Source organism: Alcanivorax sp. UBA3183, assembly GCF_002364155.1.
GTDB lineage: Bacteria > Pseudomonadota > Gammaproteobacteria > Pseudomonadales > Alcanivoracaceae > Alcanivorax > Alcanivorax jadensis.
On the sequence record NZ_DEXN01000039.1, the window covers coordinates 1 to 19,474 of the forward strand.

Below are 19,474 nucleotides of genomic sequence, written 5' to 3' on the forward strand. Positions count from 1 at the left end.
TGCTTGCCTGATTGTTAAAGAGCGTCTCGTCCGTGGCGTGTTTCGTTGTTGCCCCGTCGAGGAGTGCGCATTCTAGGGATTTCGCTGGGGGAGTCAAACCCTTTTTTGCACTTTTTCTGAAAAACCGTTCAACCGCTCACTTTCTGCTCAAATCGCTGGAAAAACCATCGATTCCGGCCTATTTGAGCGTTACCCGGGCTATCTTCTTCTTGCCGGCCTGCAGCACCAGACTCTCGCCCCGGCCAAAACTGCGCTCCTCGGTGAGCTGGGCACCATCCAGATAGACCGCACCCCGCCCGAATGCATCCTTGGCCGCCTTACCGTTTTTAGTCAGGCCTGCCTTGGCAAGCAATTGGAAAAGGCGAATTTCCTCCTCTCCCTCCAGCTCAACCAGCACTTCTGGCACGTTATCCGGGATCTCGCCAAGGGCAATCTGGTTACCCGCAGATTTGGGCGCACTCGCCGCTGCCTGAGCACCGTGGAACCTCTCGACCATCTCCAGCGCAAAGGCCTTTTTGGCCTCCTGCGGGGAGCCCAGCGTGTCCGCCTCTGCCTTCAGCCCCTCAATACGCTCGTTGGAGCAGGAACTGAGCAATTCATAGTAACGCCAGGTGAGGCTGTCGGGAAGAGATAGCAGCTTGCGGTACATTTCCCCGGGAGCATCATTCACTCCCACGTAGTTCCCCAGCGACTTTGACATCTTCTGCACCCCGTCCAGCCCCTCCAGAATCGGCATGGTCAGACAGATCTGCGGGGCCTGGCCGTAGGCCTTCTGCAGGGTACGCCCCATCAGCAGGTTGAATTTCTGGTCGGTGCCGCCCAGCTCCACATCCGCCTCCAGCGCCACGGAGTCATAGCCCTGTACCAGCGGATAGAGAAACTCATGGATGGCAATGGACTGATTACCCTTGTAGCGCTTGTCGAAATCATCCCGCTCCAGCATCCGCGCCACGGTGTACTGCCCGGCCAGCTTGATCATGCCGGCAGCACCCACCTCATTCATCCAATCGGAATTGAATACCACCCGGGTTTTCGCCGGATCAAGGATCTTGAACACCTGCTCTTTATAGCTCTCCGCATTGCGCAGCACATCCTCCCGGGTCAGCGGAGGTCGGGTCGCACTCTTGCCGGTGGGATCACCGATCATGCCGGTGAAATCACCAATCAGGAAAATCACCTGATGGCCCAGCTCCTGAAACTGGCGCATCTTGTTGATCAGCACGGTATGCCCCAGATGCAGATCCGGGGCGGTGGGATCAAAGCCTGCCTTGATCTTCAGGGGCCGGCCAGAGGCCAGTTTTTCCCGCAATTCGTCTTCCTGGATGATTTCATCCGCACCGCGGGAAATGAGCGCCAGTTGTTCGTCCACCGTGGCCATGCCTACCTCTATACTGTCCGGGTACCGTTAACACAGGAATAAAGCCCCTGCGAGAAAGCCGGTTATTGTAGCACTTGAACGCGGCCAGAGAAGGCAGGTATCTTTGCAGGTCTGTTTTCGCTGTGCCTCCCGGGCACGACCGGCTTTTTACCCAACCAGGTCCTTCACACTCTCCATGAAAGAACTTTTATCCTCTGCTGGCAGGCTGGTGCGCCAGTTCCCCCGCACCCATTTACTGCTGAGCATGGTTTTGCTGGGCGGCGTCATCCTTATTGCTCTTAGCCCTGACAGCCCCCCGGAACAACCCAGACAACAGGCCAAGACGATTTCCCTACCGGCCAAACCGGCCCGCAAACCCGAGCCCCAGCCGCAAGCCCCACAGGCACCAGAGTGGCAAATCCTGACCGTACAAGCCGGTGACAGCCTGTCCTCGCTGCTGCAACCGCTGGGCGTCGGCGCCGGCCAGGTATTTGCCCTGATCAACAGCGACGACAAGCTGCAACGGCTGACCAAGATCCGCCCCGGCGAAACCCTCCAGGTCACCGTGGATAACGACAACCGACTGACTCAGGTGCAGTACCACCCCTCCAAAGTGGAAACGCTCACTGCCCGCCTCAGGGGCGGCGGCTGGGAAACCCGCCTGAGCCAGCGCGAATACCAGAAGCAGACCCGCTTTGCCGAGGCGGACATCACTGACTCCCTTTTTCTGGCCGGCGCAGCTGCCGGCATCAGCGACAAGCTCACCATGCAGCTGGCCAACCTGTTTGCCTGGGACGTGGATTTCGTCCTCGATATTCGCCGGGGCGATCGGTTCCGCATTATTTATGAAGAGCTGTATCTGGATGGCGAGAAAGTCGGCGAGGGCGACATCCTGATGGCCGAGTTCTGGAATCAGGACCGCCACCTGACCGCCTTCCGCTACGAAACCCGGTCCGGCGACGTGGAATACCTGGATATCAAGGGCGACTCCATGCGCAAGGAGTTCATCCGCACCCCGGTAGCTTTCTCCCGAATCAGTTCCCGCTTCAACCTGAGCCGCAAACACCCGGTACTCAACCGGATTCGCGCCCACAAGGGCATCGACTATGCAGCCCCGTCCGGCACCCCGATCAAGGCCGCCGGCGACGGCAAGGTGATCTTTGCCGGGGTAAAGGGCGGCTACGGCAACGTGATCATCCTCAAACACGGCCAGATCTACACCACCCTCTACGCACACATGCGCGGCTTCGCCAGGGGCATCCGCGTAGGAAAACGGGTCAAACAGAGCCAGACCATTGGCTATGTGGGCGCCTCCGGCCTCGCCACCGGGCCGCACCTCCATTACGAATTCCGCATTAACGGCTCTCACCGCAATCCACTCACCGTGCCCCTGCCCAAGGCGCGGGGCATCAACGACAATGAGCGTTCGGAGTTCCTGATTGCCGCCAATCGCCTCAAGGCCCAGATGACCCTGTTCGCCGAGGCCTCAACCCTGGCCAGCAGCGATGTCCTCTGAGGCCCGCGGCGATTACCTGATTGGTCTGATGACCGGCACCAGCGTGGATGGCATCGACGCGGTGCTGACCCGGATCGGTGACGGACATTTCTCCCTGCAGACCACCCTCAACCAGCCGCTGCCCGATCCTCTGCAAGACGCGGTGCTGGCCCTCTGCCAGCCCGGCGACAACGAAATTGACCGGGCCGGCGCCGTCAGTCGCCAACTCTCCCTATGCTATGCACAGGCCTGCCAGACCCTGCTGGAACAGACCGGCCTGAAGCCACAGCAGATCCGCGCCATTGGCTGCCACGGCCAGACAGTTCGCCACCGGCCCGGCGAAAACGGCTTCAGTCTGCAGCTGGGCTGCCCGGATACCCTGGCAGTGGAAACCGGCATCACCGTGGTGAGCAATTTCCGCAACAAGGACATGGCACTGGGCGGCCAGGGTGCACCCCTGGTCCCGCCCTTCCACCAACAACTGTTTGCCCGACCCGGCCAGCGCCGCGCCATTGCCAACATCGGCGGCATGGCCAACGTGACCCTGCTGGACGGCAACACCCTGCTGGGCGGTTTCGATACCGGCCCAGGCAATGTACTGATGGATCTCTGGATCCGGCAGCACCGCCAGCAACCCTTCGACCGCAACGGTGACTGGGCCGCTGGCGGCGAGCCAGACCCGAGGCTACTGGCACAGCTGCTGGATGATCCCTACTTCCGGCTGCCACCCCCCAAGAGCACCGGCCGCGAGCTTTTCCATGCCGATTGGCTGAAACCACACCTGCCAGGCCACAGTGAACCTCAACAGGTTCAGGCCACCCTGGCCGAGCTGACCGCCCGCAGCATCAGCGACGCGCTGGCGGATTTCGCCCCACAGCAACTGCTGGTGTGCGGCGGCGGCGCCCACAACCACCACCTGCTGGCACGGCTACAGCACCATCTGGAAATTCCGGTGATCAGCACCGAAAGCGAAGGCCTGCACCCGGACTGGGTAGAAGCCGCCGCCTTTGCCTGGCTGGCATGGGCACGGCTGGAAGGACAGTGCGGGAATGCGCCGGTGGTTACCGGGGCGTCCAGGGAAACCATTCTGGGCCAGGTCACCCTGCCCTGAAAGGCGAAGAGCAGCCGCTCATTACCTCGCCATACCCCCCGTAGGAGCGGCGCTTGAGCCGCGAACCATTCGGCCTTTATCGCAAGCAGGTTCGCGGCTCAAACGCCGCTCCTACGGGGAGGTATAGAAAAATGTGCGGACCTATGGCCAGGGCGGAAGAGGATCGTCGAGAGGAGGGAGAACTAAACCAGCCAGAGCGCAAGCATGGCACAGCTGACACCCAGGGTGGCGCCGGCGAGAATATCGCTGGGGTAGTGCACGCCCAGCAGCACCCGTGACAGCCCCACCATCACCGCCAGACCCAGGGCCAGCAGCATCACCGGCGGATAGAATACGCAGAGCAGGGATGCCATCACAAAGGCAGCGGCGGTATGGCCGGAGGGAAAGCTAAAGCGGTCTGCCGGCTGGATAAAGGCAGACAGGCTTTCCAGCGCATCCGCTGGTCGTGGTCGTTTGATCAGGTGTTTCAGCAGCACGAACAGCGGCACTTCCAGCGCGTAGGCGGCCATGGCGGTAAGGGCAAACTCGCTGCCCCCCTGCCGATCCATCCACCAGATCAGCAGTGTCAGGGCCACATAGAAGGGCCCATCACCGAGCCGGGACACCAGGCGGGCCATGCGGGCACGACGGGCGGCCTGGGGCTGCTGAAGCAACCAGCACATGGCACGGGTATCCGCGGCGGTCATTCTTTGAAATGTGGGTTTCGTAGTCATCATGGGGACAGTGTCACCCACGAAAACGACGGAAAGTTGATCAAACGGTGAAGGTTTTGTGACAGCAGGAGATGCAACAAGCAAGACCCATCATGCTGGAGGACGGGCCTGTTGTGTACTAGGGCGAGCGAGAAGGTCCGGCGTCAGACGGAGAAGGAAGACCCGCAACCGCAGGTAGTGGCCGCATTGGGGTTGCTGACCACAAAGCGCGAGCCCATCAGCCCCTTCTCGTAGTCAACCTGGGAACCATCCAGATACTGGATGCTCATGGCATCGACCAGCAGGGTAACGCCTTCCTTTTCAACAATGGTGTCGTCGTCGTTGACCGCCTCATCAAAGGTGAAGCCGTAGGAAAAACCGGCACAGCCTCCCCCCGTGATATACACGCGCAGCTTGAGTTGCGGATTGCCTTCGTCGTCACGCAGTTCCTTGACCTTGGCGGCGGCGGCATCGGTGAATGAGATTGGGGCGGTTTCGGTCATACTCTCGCTAGCAACGGATGGCGGATTGGCCCGTGGCCGGAAAGGCCTACGGGCTGATTATGTTCCAGTACCCGACTAAAACAGTCAAGAATTATTCAGCTGCCGCGGCCTTGGTCGCGGTCTTGCCGGCATTCTTGTCAGTGGCATCCGGTGCCGGCAGGTTGCGACGCTCATCGTCCAGCCGCACCAGCTTGCCGTTTACCCGGGCCCCCATGACCATTTCGATCATCAGGTAATAGACATTCCCTTCCACGGCGGCTTTCTCGGCCAGCTCCAGATTCTCGGTGGCGTGCACATCCCCTTCCACACGACCGTTGATGATGACATTGGGCACCTGAATCTCCCCTTTGACCACCCCGGTCTCACCAATAATCAGACGGCCACCGTCCTTGCCCACACTGATATTGCCTTCCACGGTGCCTTGCACGTGCAGGCCACCAGTGAATTCGATATCGCCCCGAACCGTGGCGCTGGGCGCGACCAGGGTGTGGTTACGATAATCCTGGGACGAACCGGATGTACTACCTGTTGCGGATTTCTTGTCTCGGCCAAGCACGGGTCTCTCCTACTGCCATTTTACGGTTTTTTGTATCTGGTAACGGTTTCTGCCGCCGCTCTCAGCTTCTACGTCCACGGCTTCCAGCTCCACCCCTTCCGGTACCTGAAAGCGGCCACTCAGCTCCTGAAAGTAACGAAACCGGAAGCGCGTCTCACTGCCATCTTCCAGCCAGTCGGTTCCATTCCGGGAAAAAGACTCCCCCTCGCGACTGCCACGCAGGGTGAGACTGATGTCGCCGGACAGATAATTGCGATTATCTCCTGCCTGCACCAGCACCACCCGGTAACGGTAAAAGCCGTTTTCATCATCCGGCTGCAGCACCATTTTTTCAATCTGCAGCCCTTCGCTGGCGCCCGGGGCCATGACGCTCTTGTAAAACACCACCGCCTCTTCCAGCTCGGCAGCCTGATCACGCAGGGATTTTATCTCCTGGCGCAGGGTTTCCCGAGCCTCCCGGGTAACTTCGGTATCGGTGCGGTACAGAGCCAGCTCATTGCGGGCCGCTTCCAACTCACGCTTGGTGCTCTTCAGATCGCTGCGCAGTCGCTGATTGGCCGCGGACGTATCCAGGGCGCCACTGCTACCGGTCCAGAAACCGCCGGCAAACAGCACTACGGCAAGAACCAGCAAACCCACCGTCCATAGCCGGCGACGCTTTTTCTGCCGGGACGGGCTCACCGGCATCAACATCACATCATCAATGCCTGCCCGACTTTTCGGTTTGCGCGCCATATCAGGGCATCAGCGGAACGACTGCGAGTCCCGCCCCTTCATCCAGCCCGAACATAATATTCATGGCTTGCACCGCCTGCCCGGAGGCACCCTTGACCAAATTGTCGATCACCGACAGTACTACAATCACGTTCTCGCCCCGGGGCTGGTGCAAGGCAATCCGGCAGGTGTTGGCGCCTTTCACGAAACGGGTCTCCGGGTGGCTACCCAACGGCATCACATCCACAAAGGGCTCATTGGCGTAACGAGCCTCGTAGGCCGCCTGGATCTCTTCCAGGGACGGCGATTGGTCGTTGAGCTGCCCATAGAGGGTGGCGTGAATACCGCGAATCATGGGAATCAGGTGTGGCACAAAGGTGGCTCTGACAGGCCCGCCGGCGATATCCGCCAAACCTTGTTCGATTTCTGGCAGGTGACGGTGACCACTGGCGCCATAGGCCTTGTAGCTCTCGCCGGCTTCCGCCAGCAGCATCGGCACCTTGGCACCCTTGCCGCCGCCACTGGCCCCACTGGCCGCGTTGGCAATCAGTTGCTCCGGCTTGATCCAGCCGTTCTCCAGCAACGGCAGGTAGCCAAGCTGGATGGCAGTGGGGTAGCAGCCGGCACAGGCCACCAGTCGCGCATTACGCAGTTTTTCCCGGTTCACTTCCGGCAGGCCGTACACCGCGTCCGCCAGCAATTCCGGGCACGCGTGCGGTTCGCCGTACCAGTCGCTCCACAATTCATGGTCACGCAGCCGGAAATCCGCAGACAGATCCACCACGCGCACCCCGGCATCCATCAGCTCCGGCATCATGCGCATGGCCACATTATGGGGGGTGGCGAAGAACACCACGTCGCAGGAAGCCAGCCGCTTCACGTCCGGCTCGCTAAAGACCAGGTCGGTGCGTCCCCGCAGGGAAGGGAACAGGTCCGCCACCGCGGTGCCGGCTTCCCCCCGAGAGGTAATCACATCGAGAGCCACATGGGGGTGGTTGACCAGCAGGCGCAACAACTCCACTCCGGTGTATCCGGTGCCACCAACTACGCCGACCTTGAGGGGCTCTGCCATATCATTCTCCACCCTGCTAATCAGGGAACTGCATTTAACCTGAAGCCGTAGCTTCAGGTTCACAAATGACCCCGCATGATAGGGGCGCCACCATGGGCCGGCAACTTATCCGGGCAATTGCCGTTCGGATTCCTTGCCCGCGGCCGACTCCGCTCCCCCGTCATCGCCTTTTTCCCGGGGCTTTTCAAGGGCCATGCCACGCCCATCCGAGAGACGCTCGGCGAGAGAATCATAGAGCGGGCGAGCCCAGACAAGCTTGGCCACCGCCGTTGCCAGAAACGCCCCGGCCATCAGCGGTAGCAGGATGTCATGGCGGTTACCGGTCAACTCCATGACGATCACAAAAGAGGTAATGGGACGCTGGATGACACCGGCCAGAAAGGCAGCCATGGCTACCAGGGTAATCCCCACCAGGGAAGACTCCGGGAAGAAACCGCCAATCACATTGCCGAACCCGGCCCCCGCAGCCAGGCTCGGCGAGAACAGCCCGCCGGGAATACCGGTGAAGTAGGACACCAGAGTGGCGGACATCTTGGCCAGGGCAAAACTCCAGTTCCCCGGGTGCTCTCCGTCCAGCAGGGTACTGGCCTGCTCATAGCCACTGCCGTAGGTGGCACCGCCGGTGAGCAACCCCAGCAACACCAGCACCAGCGCGCACATCAGCACCACTCGATAGGGGTGCGCCTTGGCATGGGGAGAAAGAAACTGACTGCCCTTGATCAGCAACCGACTGAACAGACCGCCGAACAGACCACACACCAGCCCGGTGACGCCAATCGCCGCCCAGTCCCGGGTAATATCCAGGGCGCCCTGCGGGTGACCGAAAAAGCTGTAGTGCCCCATGATCATCAGCACCACCACCCCGGAAAGAATAATGGCCAGGATCAGGGTACCGCTGGTGCGCTGCTCGAAGGAGCCGGACAATTCTTCGATGGCGAAAACAATCCCCGCCAGCGGCGCATTGAACGCCGCCGACACCCCGGCAGCACCACCGGCCACGATCAGGGAATTATCCACATATTTCTGATTCAGGCGCCCCAGCCGACCCACCGAATACATCATTGCCGCGCCCATATGAACGCTGGGGCCTTCGCGCCCGATACTGGCGCCGCACAGCAACCCCAGGCAGGTCAGAATGAACTTGCCGAAGATGACACGCAGAGAAAGAAAGGTGGGGCGCAGCCAATGGTAGCGCTGCTTGAGCACCACCAGCACCTGAGGAATACCGCTACCCTGAGATTCGGTGCCGAGCTGTCGCATCAACCAGACGATCAACAGCATGCCCAGCGGCGTGATCAGCACCGGCAACAGTGGCGACTGTTCGTGTATCTGGATAAAGGTGTGTGACGCCAGTTCTGCCACCCAGGCGAACGCCACCACCAACAACCCCACCAGCACGGCACCGATCCAGAACACCGCCCGCAGCTTCCAGTCTTCCCAGGACCCCAACTGACGACGACCAACGCGGCGAGAGCGAAACAGGTAGTAACGCATCAGACGACGGTGGCGTGGCCGCTTATTCACGGGACTCCTTGGCAATCAGTGCAGGTTGACGAAACAATGGCAGGAAGTCGGTATAGTCTACGCTCTGACTTCCGATCCCTCCACTCACTACACTCCGGAGATTTGCCACATCATGATGCAGTTCGCCCTTGACCACCTGCTCTGGATCAAAGCGTTCCACCTGATCGCCGTGATCTGCTGGTTTGCCGCCATCTTTTACCTGCCGCGTCTATTCGTCTATCACGCCATGGCGGAAGACACCGTCAGCCGGGAGCGTTTTAAGGTGATGGAGCGAAAACTGTACCGGGGCATCATGAACCCCAGCATGATCGTCACCGTATTGCTGGGCCTGTGGATGCTGATGGCCAACTGGGAAGCCTATAAAGGTTTCGGCTGGATGCACGCCAAGCTAACCCTGGTGTTTCTCCTGATCGGCTATCACCATGTCTGCCTGGCCTACATGAAAAAATTCGCCGCCGACGCCAACACCAAGAGCGACAAGTTTTACCGGATCTTCAATGAGATCCCCGTGTTTCTGCTGGTGGCCATTGTTATATTGGCGGTAGTGCGACCATTCTGAAAAACGCTGCACGCCTGACACCGGACGAGAAGATCGCCCGTACGTCAGGCGTCAAGCGCCAGGCGTTCTTTTATGAAAACCAATATTCTCGTCATCGCTGGCCACGACCCTTCCGGGGGCGCCGGCATCCATGCGGACATTGAAGCCATTCGCGCCCTGGGCGGCTTTGCCTCCACCCTGATCACCGGGCTCACCGTGCAGAATAGTCAGAACGTGCGCGGTTTCCGGCTCACCGACGTGGATCTGTTACGTCAGCAGGCAGCCACCCTGCTGGAAGACTACGACTACCAGGCAGTGAAAATCGGTATGACCGGTTCCGTAGCCATCATCGGCTTCATCGCCGAGCTGCTGCAGCAACTGCCCGGCGTGCCCGTGGTGCTCGACCCGGTGCTGGCCGCCGAAGCCGGCGGCAGTCTGGCCAGCGAATCCCTGGCGGAGGCCATGCTGGAACGGCTTGCTCCCCACTGCGATATAATGACTCCCAACCTGCCCGAAGCCCAGGCCCTCAGCGGCCAGGTCTCCGTCGCCGACTGCGGCGGCGAGCTGGTTAAACGCACCGGCTGCGCCACTCTGATCACTGGCACCCACGACGCCACCGACCAGGTCACCAACCATCTGTTCAGCGCCGACGGTGAGCAACAGTGGAACTGGGAGCGCCTGCCACACAGCTATCATGGCTCCGGCTGCACCCTGGCCTCATCTATCGCCTGCCTGCGCGGCCGCGGGGAATCCCTGGCCAATGCGGTGGCAGACGGCCAGGCCCATGTGGACCGCTTCCTGCGCAACGCCTTCCGCCCGGGCCAGGGCCAACATGTGCCCGATCGGCGATGAAGCACCCCGCCATCCATGGCCTGTACGCCATCACCGACCCGGCCCTGATTCGTGATCGGCAATTACTGCCAGCCGCAGAGGCGGCCCTGCGCGGTGGCGCCCGGCTGCTGCAATACCGGGACAAGACCGCCACCCCGGCGCAACGGCGCCAGCGGGCCGCCCAGCTGCAAGCCCTGTGCCGGCAGCATGACGCCCTCTTTCTGGTCAACGATGATCCCGCCCTGGCCGCAGACATTGATGCCGACGGCGTCCACATCGGCCAGAGCGACGGCGGCATCGCCCGCGCCCGACGCTTGCTGGGCCCAGGCAAGATCATTGGCGTTACCTGTCATAGCGATCTGGCACTGGCAGAGCAGGCCGCCGCTGCAGGCGCCGACTACGTGGCCTTCGGCCGCTTCTTCCCCTCTCGCACCAAACCCCTGGCTCCGCCCGCTGATCCGGCGATCCTCGACCAGGCCCGTCAACAGCTGACGATTCCGCTGGTCGCCATCGGCGGCATTGATTCCGACAACGGCGGCCAGCTACTGGAGCGGAGTGCCGACGCTCTGGCCGTAATCCACGCCCTTTTCTCCGACCCCGCTCCCGACCAGGTAGAGCGGGCCGCGCAGCAGCTCAGCGCCCTGTTTAACGCTGTCTGAACCTCAAATAACCGTGCACGACCGTTCAGATAGCGAGGAATGGGATACGCCGCACAACATACCCGCCCGCAGGTACGCAAAATCCCCCGCAACGTCTACACCGAAGTAACTACACCTAAAATACGAAAAACCCAGTAAGAGGGGAGCACCACCCATGGCAATGCGCTTTCGTCGGCCACTGGCATCCTGGCATGGCCTGCTGTTGGCTACCCTGCTTTTCCCGGGCAGTCATGTCGCCGCTGCAGATCCACAAGCCAGCACCGAACTGTTCATCGATGGCAGCCGTTACCGGGCGGTACTGGAACCCAGCACCGCCCGGATCGGCATGTCCGATGCGGATCGCAAACTCCTTCAGGGCAATCACTACAGCGGCTCTCTGGAACAGGTTCCGGGAAGCTGGGTGCGTCTGTCCCAGCTCGAGGATAACTGGTCCGGGGTCGTGTCACTGAATGGCGAAATGCACGTTATCGACAGCGACACGTTCAGCCAGCATAACAATCTCCCCGTTGCCCGTTCCCTGCAAAGCCTGCAGGCGCCCGGCACCTGCGGCGTAGGCAATGGCACCCACAGCTCCCTGGAACTGCCGACCCGGGAAGGAGCCAGCGCTCGTTCAGGTGAGTACCACATTGCCGCAGCCACCCTGGAAGAAATGTGCACCAAGCAGGTGGACGGTGTCTGCCTGCTGCCGGAGAAATACCTGATCGTCGACCACCTGTTTCAACAAAAGCACCCGGATACCTACCAGGACAAGGTGGTGGAACTGCTCAACATCATCGACGGTTTCTACCGCAACGACCTGAATATGGTCTTCGATACCCTGCACGTGGAATTTCCCAGCGAAGAGTTGCTGCTGGAATCCACCAGCGCCAATGAACTGCTGGTAGATCTGCGTGAGAAGTACCACGGCTTTTCCTTCGCCGACACCAGCACGGCCAGCCCATTGATGGAACTGCTCTCCGGCCGTGAATTCGACGGCTCCACGGTGGGCCTTGCCTATGTCGGCACCCTCTGCAATACCAATGGCTACGCCACCGGCGTAACCCAGGAATACGTCAACATTCCCCTGACTGCCGTGGTCATGGCCCATGAGATCGGCCATAACTTCGGCGCCAACCACGACAATGTGGAAGCCGACCAGGAGGAAAATCCGGAACGTTACTGCGGCAATGGCTACATCATGTCCAGCTGGGCTGACGGCAGCGCCACTGGCTTTTCCAGTTGCTCGGTAAACCAGATGACCGCCAAGGTCGACAGCCTGGGCAACCACGATGCCTGCTTCAACTACCCGGTGGATGCAGGATTCACCGCCGATAATGCCAACCCTGAGCGCTTCGATAACAGCACCGGCACCACCCTGGCGCTGGCCTTTACCGTGGACTACCAGCAAGCCTCCCGGGCACCGGACCAGATCCAGCTGCAGGGGAATCTCAGCAATGCCCGGATCGACCAACTGACCCTGCCGGATGGTGACTGCAGCATTGCCCCGGATCAGCGGAGCTATAGCTGCTCTCTGACACCGCCCTTCGCCCCTGCCAGCCTGACACTACGCATCATCAGCAGCACCCCGGCTGACGCTCTCCTGACACAGACAGCCACGATCAGTGGCAGCGAAGTGAAGGACATCCTTTCCGGTAACAACCAACTGAGCACTCCTCTGGCCTATGACATTGTGTCCAGCCAGCCCAACGACCTGCAGGCCCAGGTCCAGCAGGAGCCACCACAGGTGACTCTGACCTGGACCGACCGGGCATTTACCGAAACCGGTTACCGGGTCGAGCGCTCCAGTAACAACAACAGCTGGACGCCGCTGATCAGCCTTCCGACAGACAGCGAGACCCATACCGACACCGGCATCGACACTGATCTCAACTATCAATACCGGGTCATTGCCGAAGGCAACGACATCACCGGCGACAGCTCAAACATCGTCAGCATCATGGTCGAAGGCACACCTGATGCCCCGGCCAACCTGGCCACGACCTTGGCGGACGGCGGCATCCAGTTGACCTGGAGCGATCAGGCGGACAATGAGCAACGCTACGAAATCCAGCGCCGCCGGGACAACAATGGCAGCTGGACAGTCTGGACCCGTCTTGTCGAAGATCTGGCCGCGGACAGTGCGCAATACCTGGACAGCACCGCTGTGCTCGGCGAACGCTACCAGTACCGTGTCATTGCCCATAACGCCACTCTGGCTTCCGCCCCCTCCAATCTGGCCGAGATTCAGTTTGGTTCACGACCCGAAGCGCCCTCCAACCTGACCAGCCGCCTGCTGGAAGACGCCGTCCGCCTGACTTGGCAGGACAATGCGGACAACGAAACCGGCTTCCGGATTCTGCGCCAGCAATTCAACGGGCAGACCTGGAGTGAATGGCAAAGCCTCGCCGAGCTGGGCAGCAACCAGAGCCGCCACGATGACAGCTCAGTCCTCGCAGGCACGCTATACCGCTATCAGGTGCAGGCCTTCAATGCCGTAGGCCCCTCACCGCTCAGTAACAGCGCGGAGCGGCTCTTCGAGCGCGCACCGGCTGCCCCTGACAACCTGCAGGCACAGCGCCAGAACACGACCGTGGTATTGCAATGGCAGGATAATGCCGACAATGAATTCGGCTTCCGCATCGAACGCCAGCGCCGGGACGGCGACACCTGGCTGGCCTGGCAGGCCATCGCCGAGCTGAATGCCAACAGCACCCGCTACACCGATACCCGAGTCACCATCGGCAACCGTTATCGCTACCGGGTCGCCAGCCTCAACAGTGCCGGCAGCTCCACGCCCTCGGCGGCGGCGGCCATCGCCCTGAACAACGACATCACCCCAACCGGCGATGACAACACCCTTAACGACGACACTCCGCCACAAGATTTCAGCGATGACGGCGGCAGCGCAGGCTTCCTGACTGGCCTGCTGGCACTGCTGGTATTGCTTCGCCGTAAAGGCAGTGCCTCATGCTGAGCTCGCGCCCGCTGATAATGCTGCTGCTTGCAACCCTGCTGTCCGCCTGCCAGGCGGGCAGCCCGGATGCCGCAAACGACCCTCTGAGCCAGGCACGACAGCGCTGGGCCGACCAGGGTCTGGAGCATTACCACTACCAAGCCCGCCAGCAATGCTACTGCGGTCCCCGGGCCCTGCTCCCCGCCAATGTTAAGGTCAGCGGCCAACAGGCCCGATTGGAAACCCCCGACAATGACGAGCTGGCGCCCCTGGCCCGCACCGTGGAAGACTGGTTTGCCCTGATTGAGGAAAAACAACGCAAAGGATGGCACCAGGTAGACGTGGACTACCACCCGCAGCAGGGTTACCCCCGCCATATCCGTCTGGATTTCGATCCGCGCATGGCGGATGACGAGCAGCAATACTGGATCAAGGATCTGACTCCAACAGCGGCCACCCCCTAACCCCCCCGGACGCCCCACTGGTCAAGCCGCCACTCACCCCTCATAATGCCGCCACTTTCCGTGGCGGGCCCCGGGCACGCCCATGTCACGGGGCCTTCATGCCCCGACGACACCATCAACCGTAATTTCCCGTGTGTGCTCAGGCGCACACCCGCCGCCCGCGCGGCCTGCGATGCCAGGCATCGCCAACAGCCAGACAAAGAGGACACCCCATGAGCCGCAAGCACTCCGAACAGCTTTTCCGTCAGGCCCAGCAACACATTCCCGGTGGTGTTAATTCCCCGGTGCGAGCCTTCAAAAGCGTGGGCGGCACCCCGGTTTTTTTCCACTCCGCCAGCGGCGCCTATCTGCACGATGAAGATGACAACCGCTACATCGACTACGTGGGTTCCTGGGGCCCGATGATCCTCGGCCACAACCACCCCCAGGTGATTGCCGCCGTGCAGGCAGCGGTGCAGAACGGCCTCAGCTTCGGCGCCCCCACCGCCACCGAAGTGGCCATGGCGGACAAGGTCTGCGAACTGGTGCCCTCCATGGACATGGTGCGCATGGTCAACTCCGGCACCGAAGCCACCATGAGCGCCATCCGCCTGGCCCGGGGCTACACCGGTCGCGACAAGATCATCAAATTCGAAGGGTGCTACCACGGCCATGTGGACAGTCTGCTGGTGAAGGCCGGCTCCGGCGCCATGGGCATCCCAGGCTCACCGGGCGTCCCCGCCGCCGTGACCGGCGATACCCTGGTGCTGGATTACAACGACGCTGCCAGCGTGGAAGCCGCCTTCAATGAATACGGCGACCAGATTGCTGCCGTCATCGTTGAGCCTGTGGCCGGCAACATGAACTGCGTCCCGCCCACCAAGGCGTTCCTGCAGGCCCTGCGCCAATACTGTGACGACCACGGCAGCGTGCTGATCTTCGACGAAGTAATGACCGGCTTCCGGGTGGCACTGGGCGGCGCCCAGGCGCTCTACGACGTGACCCCGGACATGACCACCCTGGGCAAGATCATCGGTGGCGGCATGCCGGTGGGCGCCTTTGGCGGCAAGAAAGCGATCATGGAACATCTGGCGCCGCTGGGCCCGGTTTATCAGGCCGGCACCCTGTCCGGTAACCCGGTGGCCATGGCCGCCGGACTGACCACCCTCAACCTGCTCAGCGAACCCGGCTTCCATGAGGCTCTGGCGGAAAAAACCACCCGCCTGCTAGATGGCATGACGGCAGCCGCCCACGCCGAAGGCATCGCCTTCACCACCGCTCAGGCGGGTGCCATGTTCGGGTTGTTTTTCACCGAACAGAGCCGCATCAGCAGCTTCGCGGAAGTAATGGCCTGTGACAGCGAGCGCTTCAACCGCTTCTTCCACGCCATGCTGGACCAGGGCGTGTATCTCGCCCCCAGTGCCTTTGAAGCCGGTTTCGTGTCAGCAGCACACAGCGATGAGGACATCGACGCCACCATTGCGGCGGCGCGCAAGGCGTTTGCGAAGGTATAATAGCGTCGCCCAAAACCACCTGTAGGAGCGGCGTTTGAGCCGCGAATCCGAGCCTTGGCGAGGAAAACGCGGTGCGGTTTACTCGCGGCCTCCTCTAGAGAGACCTGTCGAGTTCGGAAGCTCCTGATCGCCTTTCAGGCGATTTCCGCACTGGCGCGCGGTTCGCGGCTCAAGCGCCGCTCCTACAGTGGCTTCGTAGTGAGTCAGTCGCGAACCAGCGCCACCATTTTTCCACCGGTCAGTCCCAGCAAATCACCCGGCGCCATGGCGATTTCGAGCCCGCGCCGACCGGCGCTCATGTAGATGGGATTGTGTGATTCGGCACTAAAATCCAGATATAGCGGCAACCGTTTTTTCTGCCCCAGCGGACTGATACCACCGAGTACATAACCTGTCAGGCGCTGCGCCTTGTCCCCCGGACACATGGCCGCTTTCTTGCCGCCGTGGGCGCGAGCCAGACATTTCAGATCCAGTTGATGAGCCACTGGCACCATGGCCACGACCGGCTGTTCATCCACCAATGCCAGCAGCGTCTTGAAGACGGTTTCCGGAGGCAGCTGCAAGACTTCCGCCGCTTCCAGCCCATAGCTTTCCGCCTTGGGATCATTGTCATAACTGTGCAATTGAAAGGAAACGCCGGCTTTTTTCGCAGCCTGCACCGCCGGTGTCATACCGGCCTGGCCTTGGGATTGCGCAACTCCGTCGCCTTGCTGCGGGCCTGACGGGCGCCGGATTTGTCACCCTGGCGATCACGGGCAGTGGCCACCAGATCCCACAAGCCAGCCCGGTAATCGTCATGGTCAGGAGCCAGTCGCAACGCCTTCAATGCGAAGCCTTCTGCGCCGCGGGGATCGCCCTCGGAAAGCCGCAAGCCCGCCAGCTCCTTGTACAACCAGGAGGAGTCCGGGGCGATATTCAGGGCTCGCTCCAGATAACGCTCTGCAGCCGATGTCTGGCCCTGCTGACGGGCCTGCTCCGCCCGACTCAACAGACCCAATGCCGGCGAGCCTTCCAGTTCCTGACTGGCGGTCATCGGCTCTGCCGGTTCCTCCATCGGAGGACGGACCGCACAGCCCGCCAGCACCATACTGATCAGCATCAGCTGAACAAGCCTTTGAGCACTCAACATTCTTTCTATCCTTGAACAGCGCCACGGCAAGACCGGATTACGGCGTAGGAGCGTGCTTGCCGCGAACCAAGCATCGGTTCGGCTGCAAGCAGCCTCCTACAGAAAACGGGGCTTACCTCGGTGAATTCTTTGCTCTCATCTGATTTGACCCTAGTCAAACAGCCCCTTGAACCAGCCCTTGATGCCTTTCCCCGCTTCTTTTACCGAGCCACAGCCATCGCTGTCCTGGGGAATCGAGGCTTCCAGCATCGGGTAACGACGGGCATCGCCGCAGCCCTCGGCACTGACGCGCTTGCCATCCGGGTTCATCCATACCCATTCCACCCCGGCCGGCGGCGTCTGCGACAGGCTGCGCTGGGGCAGCTTGCCCATCAGCTGCGCCCATACCGGCAAGGCACCGCTGGAGCCGGTAATCCCCGCATTGCGGTTATCATCCCGGCCCACCCAGACTACCGCCAGATGGTTGGCAGAGAAACCGGCAAACCAGGCGTCACGGAAATCGTTACTGGTGCCGGTCTTGCCTGCCACCTTGAGATCCTGCGGCAGCGACGCCCGGGCCGCACGGCCGGTCCCTTTCTCAACCACCTGCTGCATGGCCCACTGGGTCAGGAAAGCCGGGCCGGCATCCACCACCTCGTCGGTATTGACCGGGTAGCGGGCCAACGGCTTGGCTTCCTTGTCGAGCACATCGGTAATGGAGCGCAGGCGAGTGCTGAAACCGCCCGTTGAGAGAGGCTGGTACATCATCGCCACCTCGAACGGAGTCAACTCCAGACTGCCCAGCAGAATACTGGGATAAAGGGGGATATTGCGGGTCACCCCCAGGGTCTTCATGGTGCCGGCTACCTTGTCCAGGCCCACATCCAGCCCCAGGCGAGCGGTACCCTGATTGCGCGAATAGGTCAGCACATCCACCACCGGCATGGCGCCACGGGCCTGGTTGTCAAAGTTCTGCGGCGACCAGGTGGTGCCATTGGGCAGCGTCACTTCCACGGGCCCGTCTTCCACCAGGGTAGCCAGGGACCATTGCTTGGGCTGGCTCACCGCTGACAGCACCACCGCCGGCTTGGCCAGCGAACCGATCGGGCGCTGGGCATCCAGGGCCCGGTTGAAACCGGCCTCCCGGGAGCTGCGATTGCTGACCAGCGCCAGCACATCGCCCTGGGCGGGCGCTACCACTACCACGGCACCATTGAGCTTTTTGGTTTCGTCAGGATCGCGACGGTCCAGGTGATCGCGCAGCGCCCCTTCGGCCGCGAGCTGGGCCAGCACATCCAGGGTGGAGTGGATACGTAGCCCCTCATCGCTGAGCACTTCCGGCGGGTAATCCCGTGCCAGTTGGCGGCGCACCAGATCAATAAAGGCAGGGAAGGCATAAAGCGCGGAGGCCCCACGCGGCACCACTTCCAGGGAGCGGTTACTGTATTTATCGTAATCCGCTTTCGACAAGGCCCCCTCATCCAGCGCCACCTTCAATACCGTGTTGCGACGCTCCAGGGAACGCTCCGGGTGACGGCGCGGATCATACCAGCTGGGCCCCTTGAGCAGCGCCACCAGGGTCGCCAGGTGATGGGGTTCCAGCTCTTCCAGGGGGCGCCCGAACAGGAACTGGGCACCCAGCCCCATGCCATGAATGGCCCGGGCACCGTCCTGTCCCAGGTACACCTCGTTGAGGTAAGCCTCGAGAATCTGCTCCTTGCTGTAATGCAGCTCCAACAGCATGGCCATGGGCATTTCCAGGAGCTTGCGTGACAGGGTGCGCTCGGAGGTGAGCCAGAAATTCTTCACCAGTTGCTGGGTCAAGGTGCTGCCGCCCTGCACCAGCCGCCCGGCTTTGACGTTCGCCAGCATGGCCCGGGCCAGACCGCGCAGGGAAATACCATGGTGGTCGTAGAATGCCTGATCCTCGGTGGCGATCAGCATCTCCACCAGCAACGGCGGCACCTTGTCCAGCGGCACCAGCACCCGATCTTCCGCATGCTGGGGATGGATGCTGCCGATCTGCAACGGCTCCAGGCGAGCCAGCCGATCACCACCGGCCTCCAGGGAACGAATCTGCCCGCCGGACAGGCTCAATCGGATTCGCTCGGCCTTCTCGCCGCCATCACTGTCGTTGAAACCGCGGGTATGCAGCAGCAGGCTGCTGCCCTGCACCGCATAGCTGCCAGGGGTAGCCGCACGGGAATCGCGCCGGTAGCGCATCAGATCGAGCAACTTGAGCATGTCCTCGCGGGACAGCACGCGGCCTTCATAAAGCTCTACCGGTCGCGCATACACCCGCGCCGGCAATTGCCAGACATGGGCATCAAAACGCTCGCGTACCAGCGCATCCAGGTAGGCCAGTCCCGCCGCCCCCAGCACCAGGCACACCAACGCTGCCTTGCCCACAAAGGACCAGCTGAAC

18 protein-coding genes are annotated in these 19,474 nt (G+C 61.6%); 8 read left to right on the forward strand and 10 right to left on the reverse strand.

Translation table 11 applies throughout. From position 1 onward, the window contains the following. Positions 1–178: 178 nt before the first annotated feature. Positions 179–1,378 carry a tyrosine--tRNA ligase gene (gene tyrS / locus B3Q33_RS11920; protein WP_035248480.1) on the reverse strand — a complete coding sequence of 400 codons (1,200 nt, stop codon included), beginning with the start codon at positions 1,376–1,378 and terminating at the stop codon, positions 179–181. A gap of 175 nt (positions 1,379–1,553) precedes the next feature. Between tyrS and B3Q33_RS11925 the strand changes: the two genes are divergently transcribed. Then, positions 1,554–2,873: an OapA family protein gene (locus B3Q33_RS11925; protein WP_035248477.1), complete on the forward strand. Its 1,320-nt coding sequence runs from the start codon at positions 1,554–1,556 to the stop codon at positions 2,871–2,873. Beyond that, entirely contained in the window at positions 2,863–3,963 is a 1,101-nt protein-coding gene (locus B3Q33_RS11930) for an anhydro-N-acetylmuramic acid kinase (RefSeq protein WP_272963509.1), read from the forward strand. The genes B3Q33_RS11925 and B3Q33_RS11930 overlap by 11 nt, the downstream gene beginning before the upstream one ends. Positions 3,964–4,145: 182 nt before the next feature. Here B3Q33_RS11930 and B3Q33_RS11935 read toward each other — a convergent pair whose 3' ends face one another. The 6 genes from B3Q33_RS11935 to B3Q33_RS11960 all read right to left on the reverse strand — a co-directional run bounded on the left by B3Q33_RS11935 (position 4,146) and on the right by B3Q33_RS11960 (position 9,024). After that, positions 4,146–4,625, reverse strand: coding sequence for a phosphatase PAP2 family protein (locus B3Q33_RS11935; RefSeq protein WP_272963510.1), 480 nt, complete (start codon positions 4,623–4,625; stop codon positions 4,146–4,148). A gap of 194 nt (positions 4,626–4,819) precedes the next feature. After that, positions 4,820–5,158: an iron-sulfur cluster insertion protein ErpA gene (gene erpA, locus B3Q33_RS11940; RefSeq protein ID WP_035248468.1), complete on the reverse strand. Its 339-nt coding sequence runs from the start codon at positions 5,156–5,158 to the stop codon at positions 4,820–4,822. Positions 5,159–5,249: 91 nt separating this feature from the next. Continuing rightward, positions 5,250–5,714 carry a bactofilin family protein gene (locus tag B3Q33_RS11945; RefSeq protein ID WP_272963511.1) on the reverse strand — a complete coding sequence of 155 codons (465 nt, stop codon included), beginning with the start codon at positions 5,712–5,714 and terminating at the stop codon, positions 5,250–5,252. A 9-nt stretch (positions 5,715–5,723) separates the two neighbouring features. Then, the gene (locus tag B3Q33_RS11950; protein WP_035248463.1) at positions 5,724–6,449 is read right to left on the reverse strand and encodes a DUF6776 family protein; all 726 of its coding nucleotides are present in this window, start codon (positions 6,447–6,449) and stop codon (positions 5,724–5,726) included. 1 nt (position 6,450) lies between these two features. Beyond that, positions 6,451–7,500 (reverse strand): N-acetyl-gamma-glutamyl-phosphate reductase, encoded by a 1,050-nt coding sequence (gene argC, locus B3Q33_RS11955; RefSeq protein WP_035248461.1) that lies wholly within the window; start codon positions 7,498–7,500, stop codon positions 6,451–6,453. 105 nt (positions 7,501–7,605) lie between these two features. After that, entirely contained in the window at positions 7,606–9,024 is a 1,419-nt protein-coding gene (locus B3Q33_RS11960) for a chloride channel protein (RefSeq protein WP_272963512.1), read from the reverse strand. A 115-nt stretch (positions 9,025–9,139) separates the two neighbouring features. Between B3Q33_RS11960 and hemJ the strand changes: the two genes are divergently transcribed. From hemJ to hemL, 6 genes are all read left to right on the forward strand, one after another. After that, entirely contained in the window at positions 9,140–9,583 is a 444-nt protein-coding gene (gene hemJ / locus B3Q33_RS11965; RefSeq protein WP_035248526.1) for a protoporphyrinogen oxidase HemJ, read from the forward strand. 72 nt (positions 9,584–9,655) lie between these two features. Further along, positions 9,656–10,414, forward strand: coding sequence for a bifunctional hydroxymethylpyrimidine kinase/phosphomethylpyrimidine kinase (thiD, locus tag B3Q33_RS11970; protein WP_272963513.1), 759 nt, complete (start codon positions 9,656–9,658; stop codon positions 10,412–10,414). After that, positions 10,411–11,052, forward strand: coding sequence for a thiamine phosphate synthase (thiE, locus tag B3Q33_RS11975; protein ID WP_272963514.1), 642 nt, complete (start codon positions 10,411–10,413; stop codon positions 11,050–11,052). The genes thiD and thiE overlap by 4 nt, the downstream gene beginning before the upstream one ends. Before the next feature lie 154 nt (positions 11,053–11,206). Continuing rightward, positions 11,207–14,005: a fibronectin type III domain-containing protein gene (locus tag B3Q33_RS11980; RefSeq protein ID WP_272963515.1), complete on the forward strand. Its 2,799-nt coding sequence runs from the start codon at positions 11,207–11,209 to the stop codon at positions 14,003–14,005. Further along, a complete protein-coding gene (locus tag B3Q33_RS11985) occupies positions 13,999–14,448 on the forward strand; it encodes a DUF6174 domain-containing protein (RefSeq protein ID WP_272963516.1) in 450 nt (149 codons plus the stop codon). Before B3Q33_RS11980 ends, B3Q33_RS11985 begins: the two co-directional genes overlap by 7 nt. Before the next feature lie 212 nt (positions 14,449–14,660). Next, positions 14,661–15,941: a glutamate-1-semialdehyde 2,1-aminomutase gene (hemL, locus tag B3Q33_RS11990; protein ID WP_272963517.1), complete on the forward strand. Its 1,281-nt coding sequence runs from the start codon at positions 14,661–14,663 to the stop codon at positions 15,939–15,941. A 203-nt stretch (positions 15,942–16,144) separates the two neighbouring features. Here hemL and ybaK read toward each other — a convergent pair whose 3' ends face one another. The 3 genes from ybaK to mrcB form a co-directional block, all read right to left on the reverse strand. Beyond that, positions 16,145–16,612, reverse strand: a complete 468-nt coding sequence (gene ybaK, locus B3Q33_RS11995) for a Cys-tRNA(Pro) deacylase (protein ID WP_273010311.1) — start codon at positions 16,610–16,612, stop codon at positions 16,145–16,147. Continuing rightward, positions 16,609–17,070, reverse strand: coding sequence for a tetratricopeptide repeat protein (locus B3Q33_RS12000; protein WP_273010312.1), 462 nt, complete (start codon positions 17,068–17,070; stop codon positions 16,609–16,611). The genes ybaK and B3Q33_RS12000 overlap by 4 nt, the downstream gene beginning before the upstream one ends. Positions 17,071–17,220: 150 nt before the next feature. Then, positions 17,221–19,458 carry a penicillin-binding protein 1B gene (gene mrcB / locus B3Q33_RS12005; protein ID WP_272963357.1) on the reverse strand — a complete coding sequence of 746 codons (2,238 nt, stop codon included), beginning with the start codon at positions 19,456–19,458 and terminating at the stop codon, positions 17,221–17,223. Positions 19,459–19,474 lie beyond the last annotated feature (16 nt).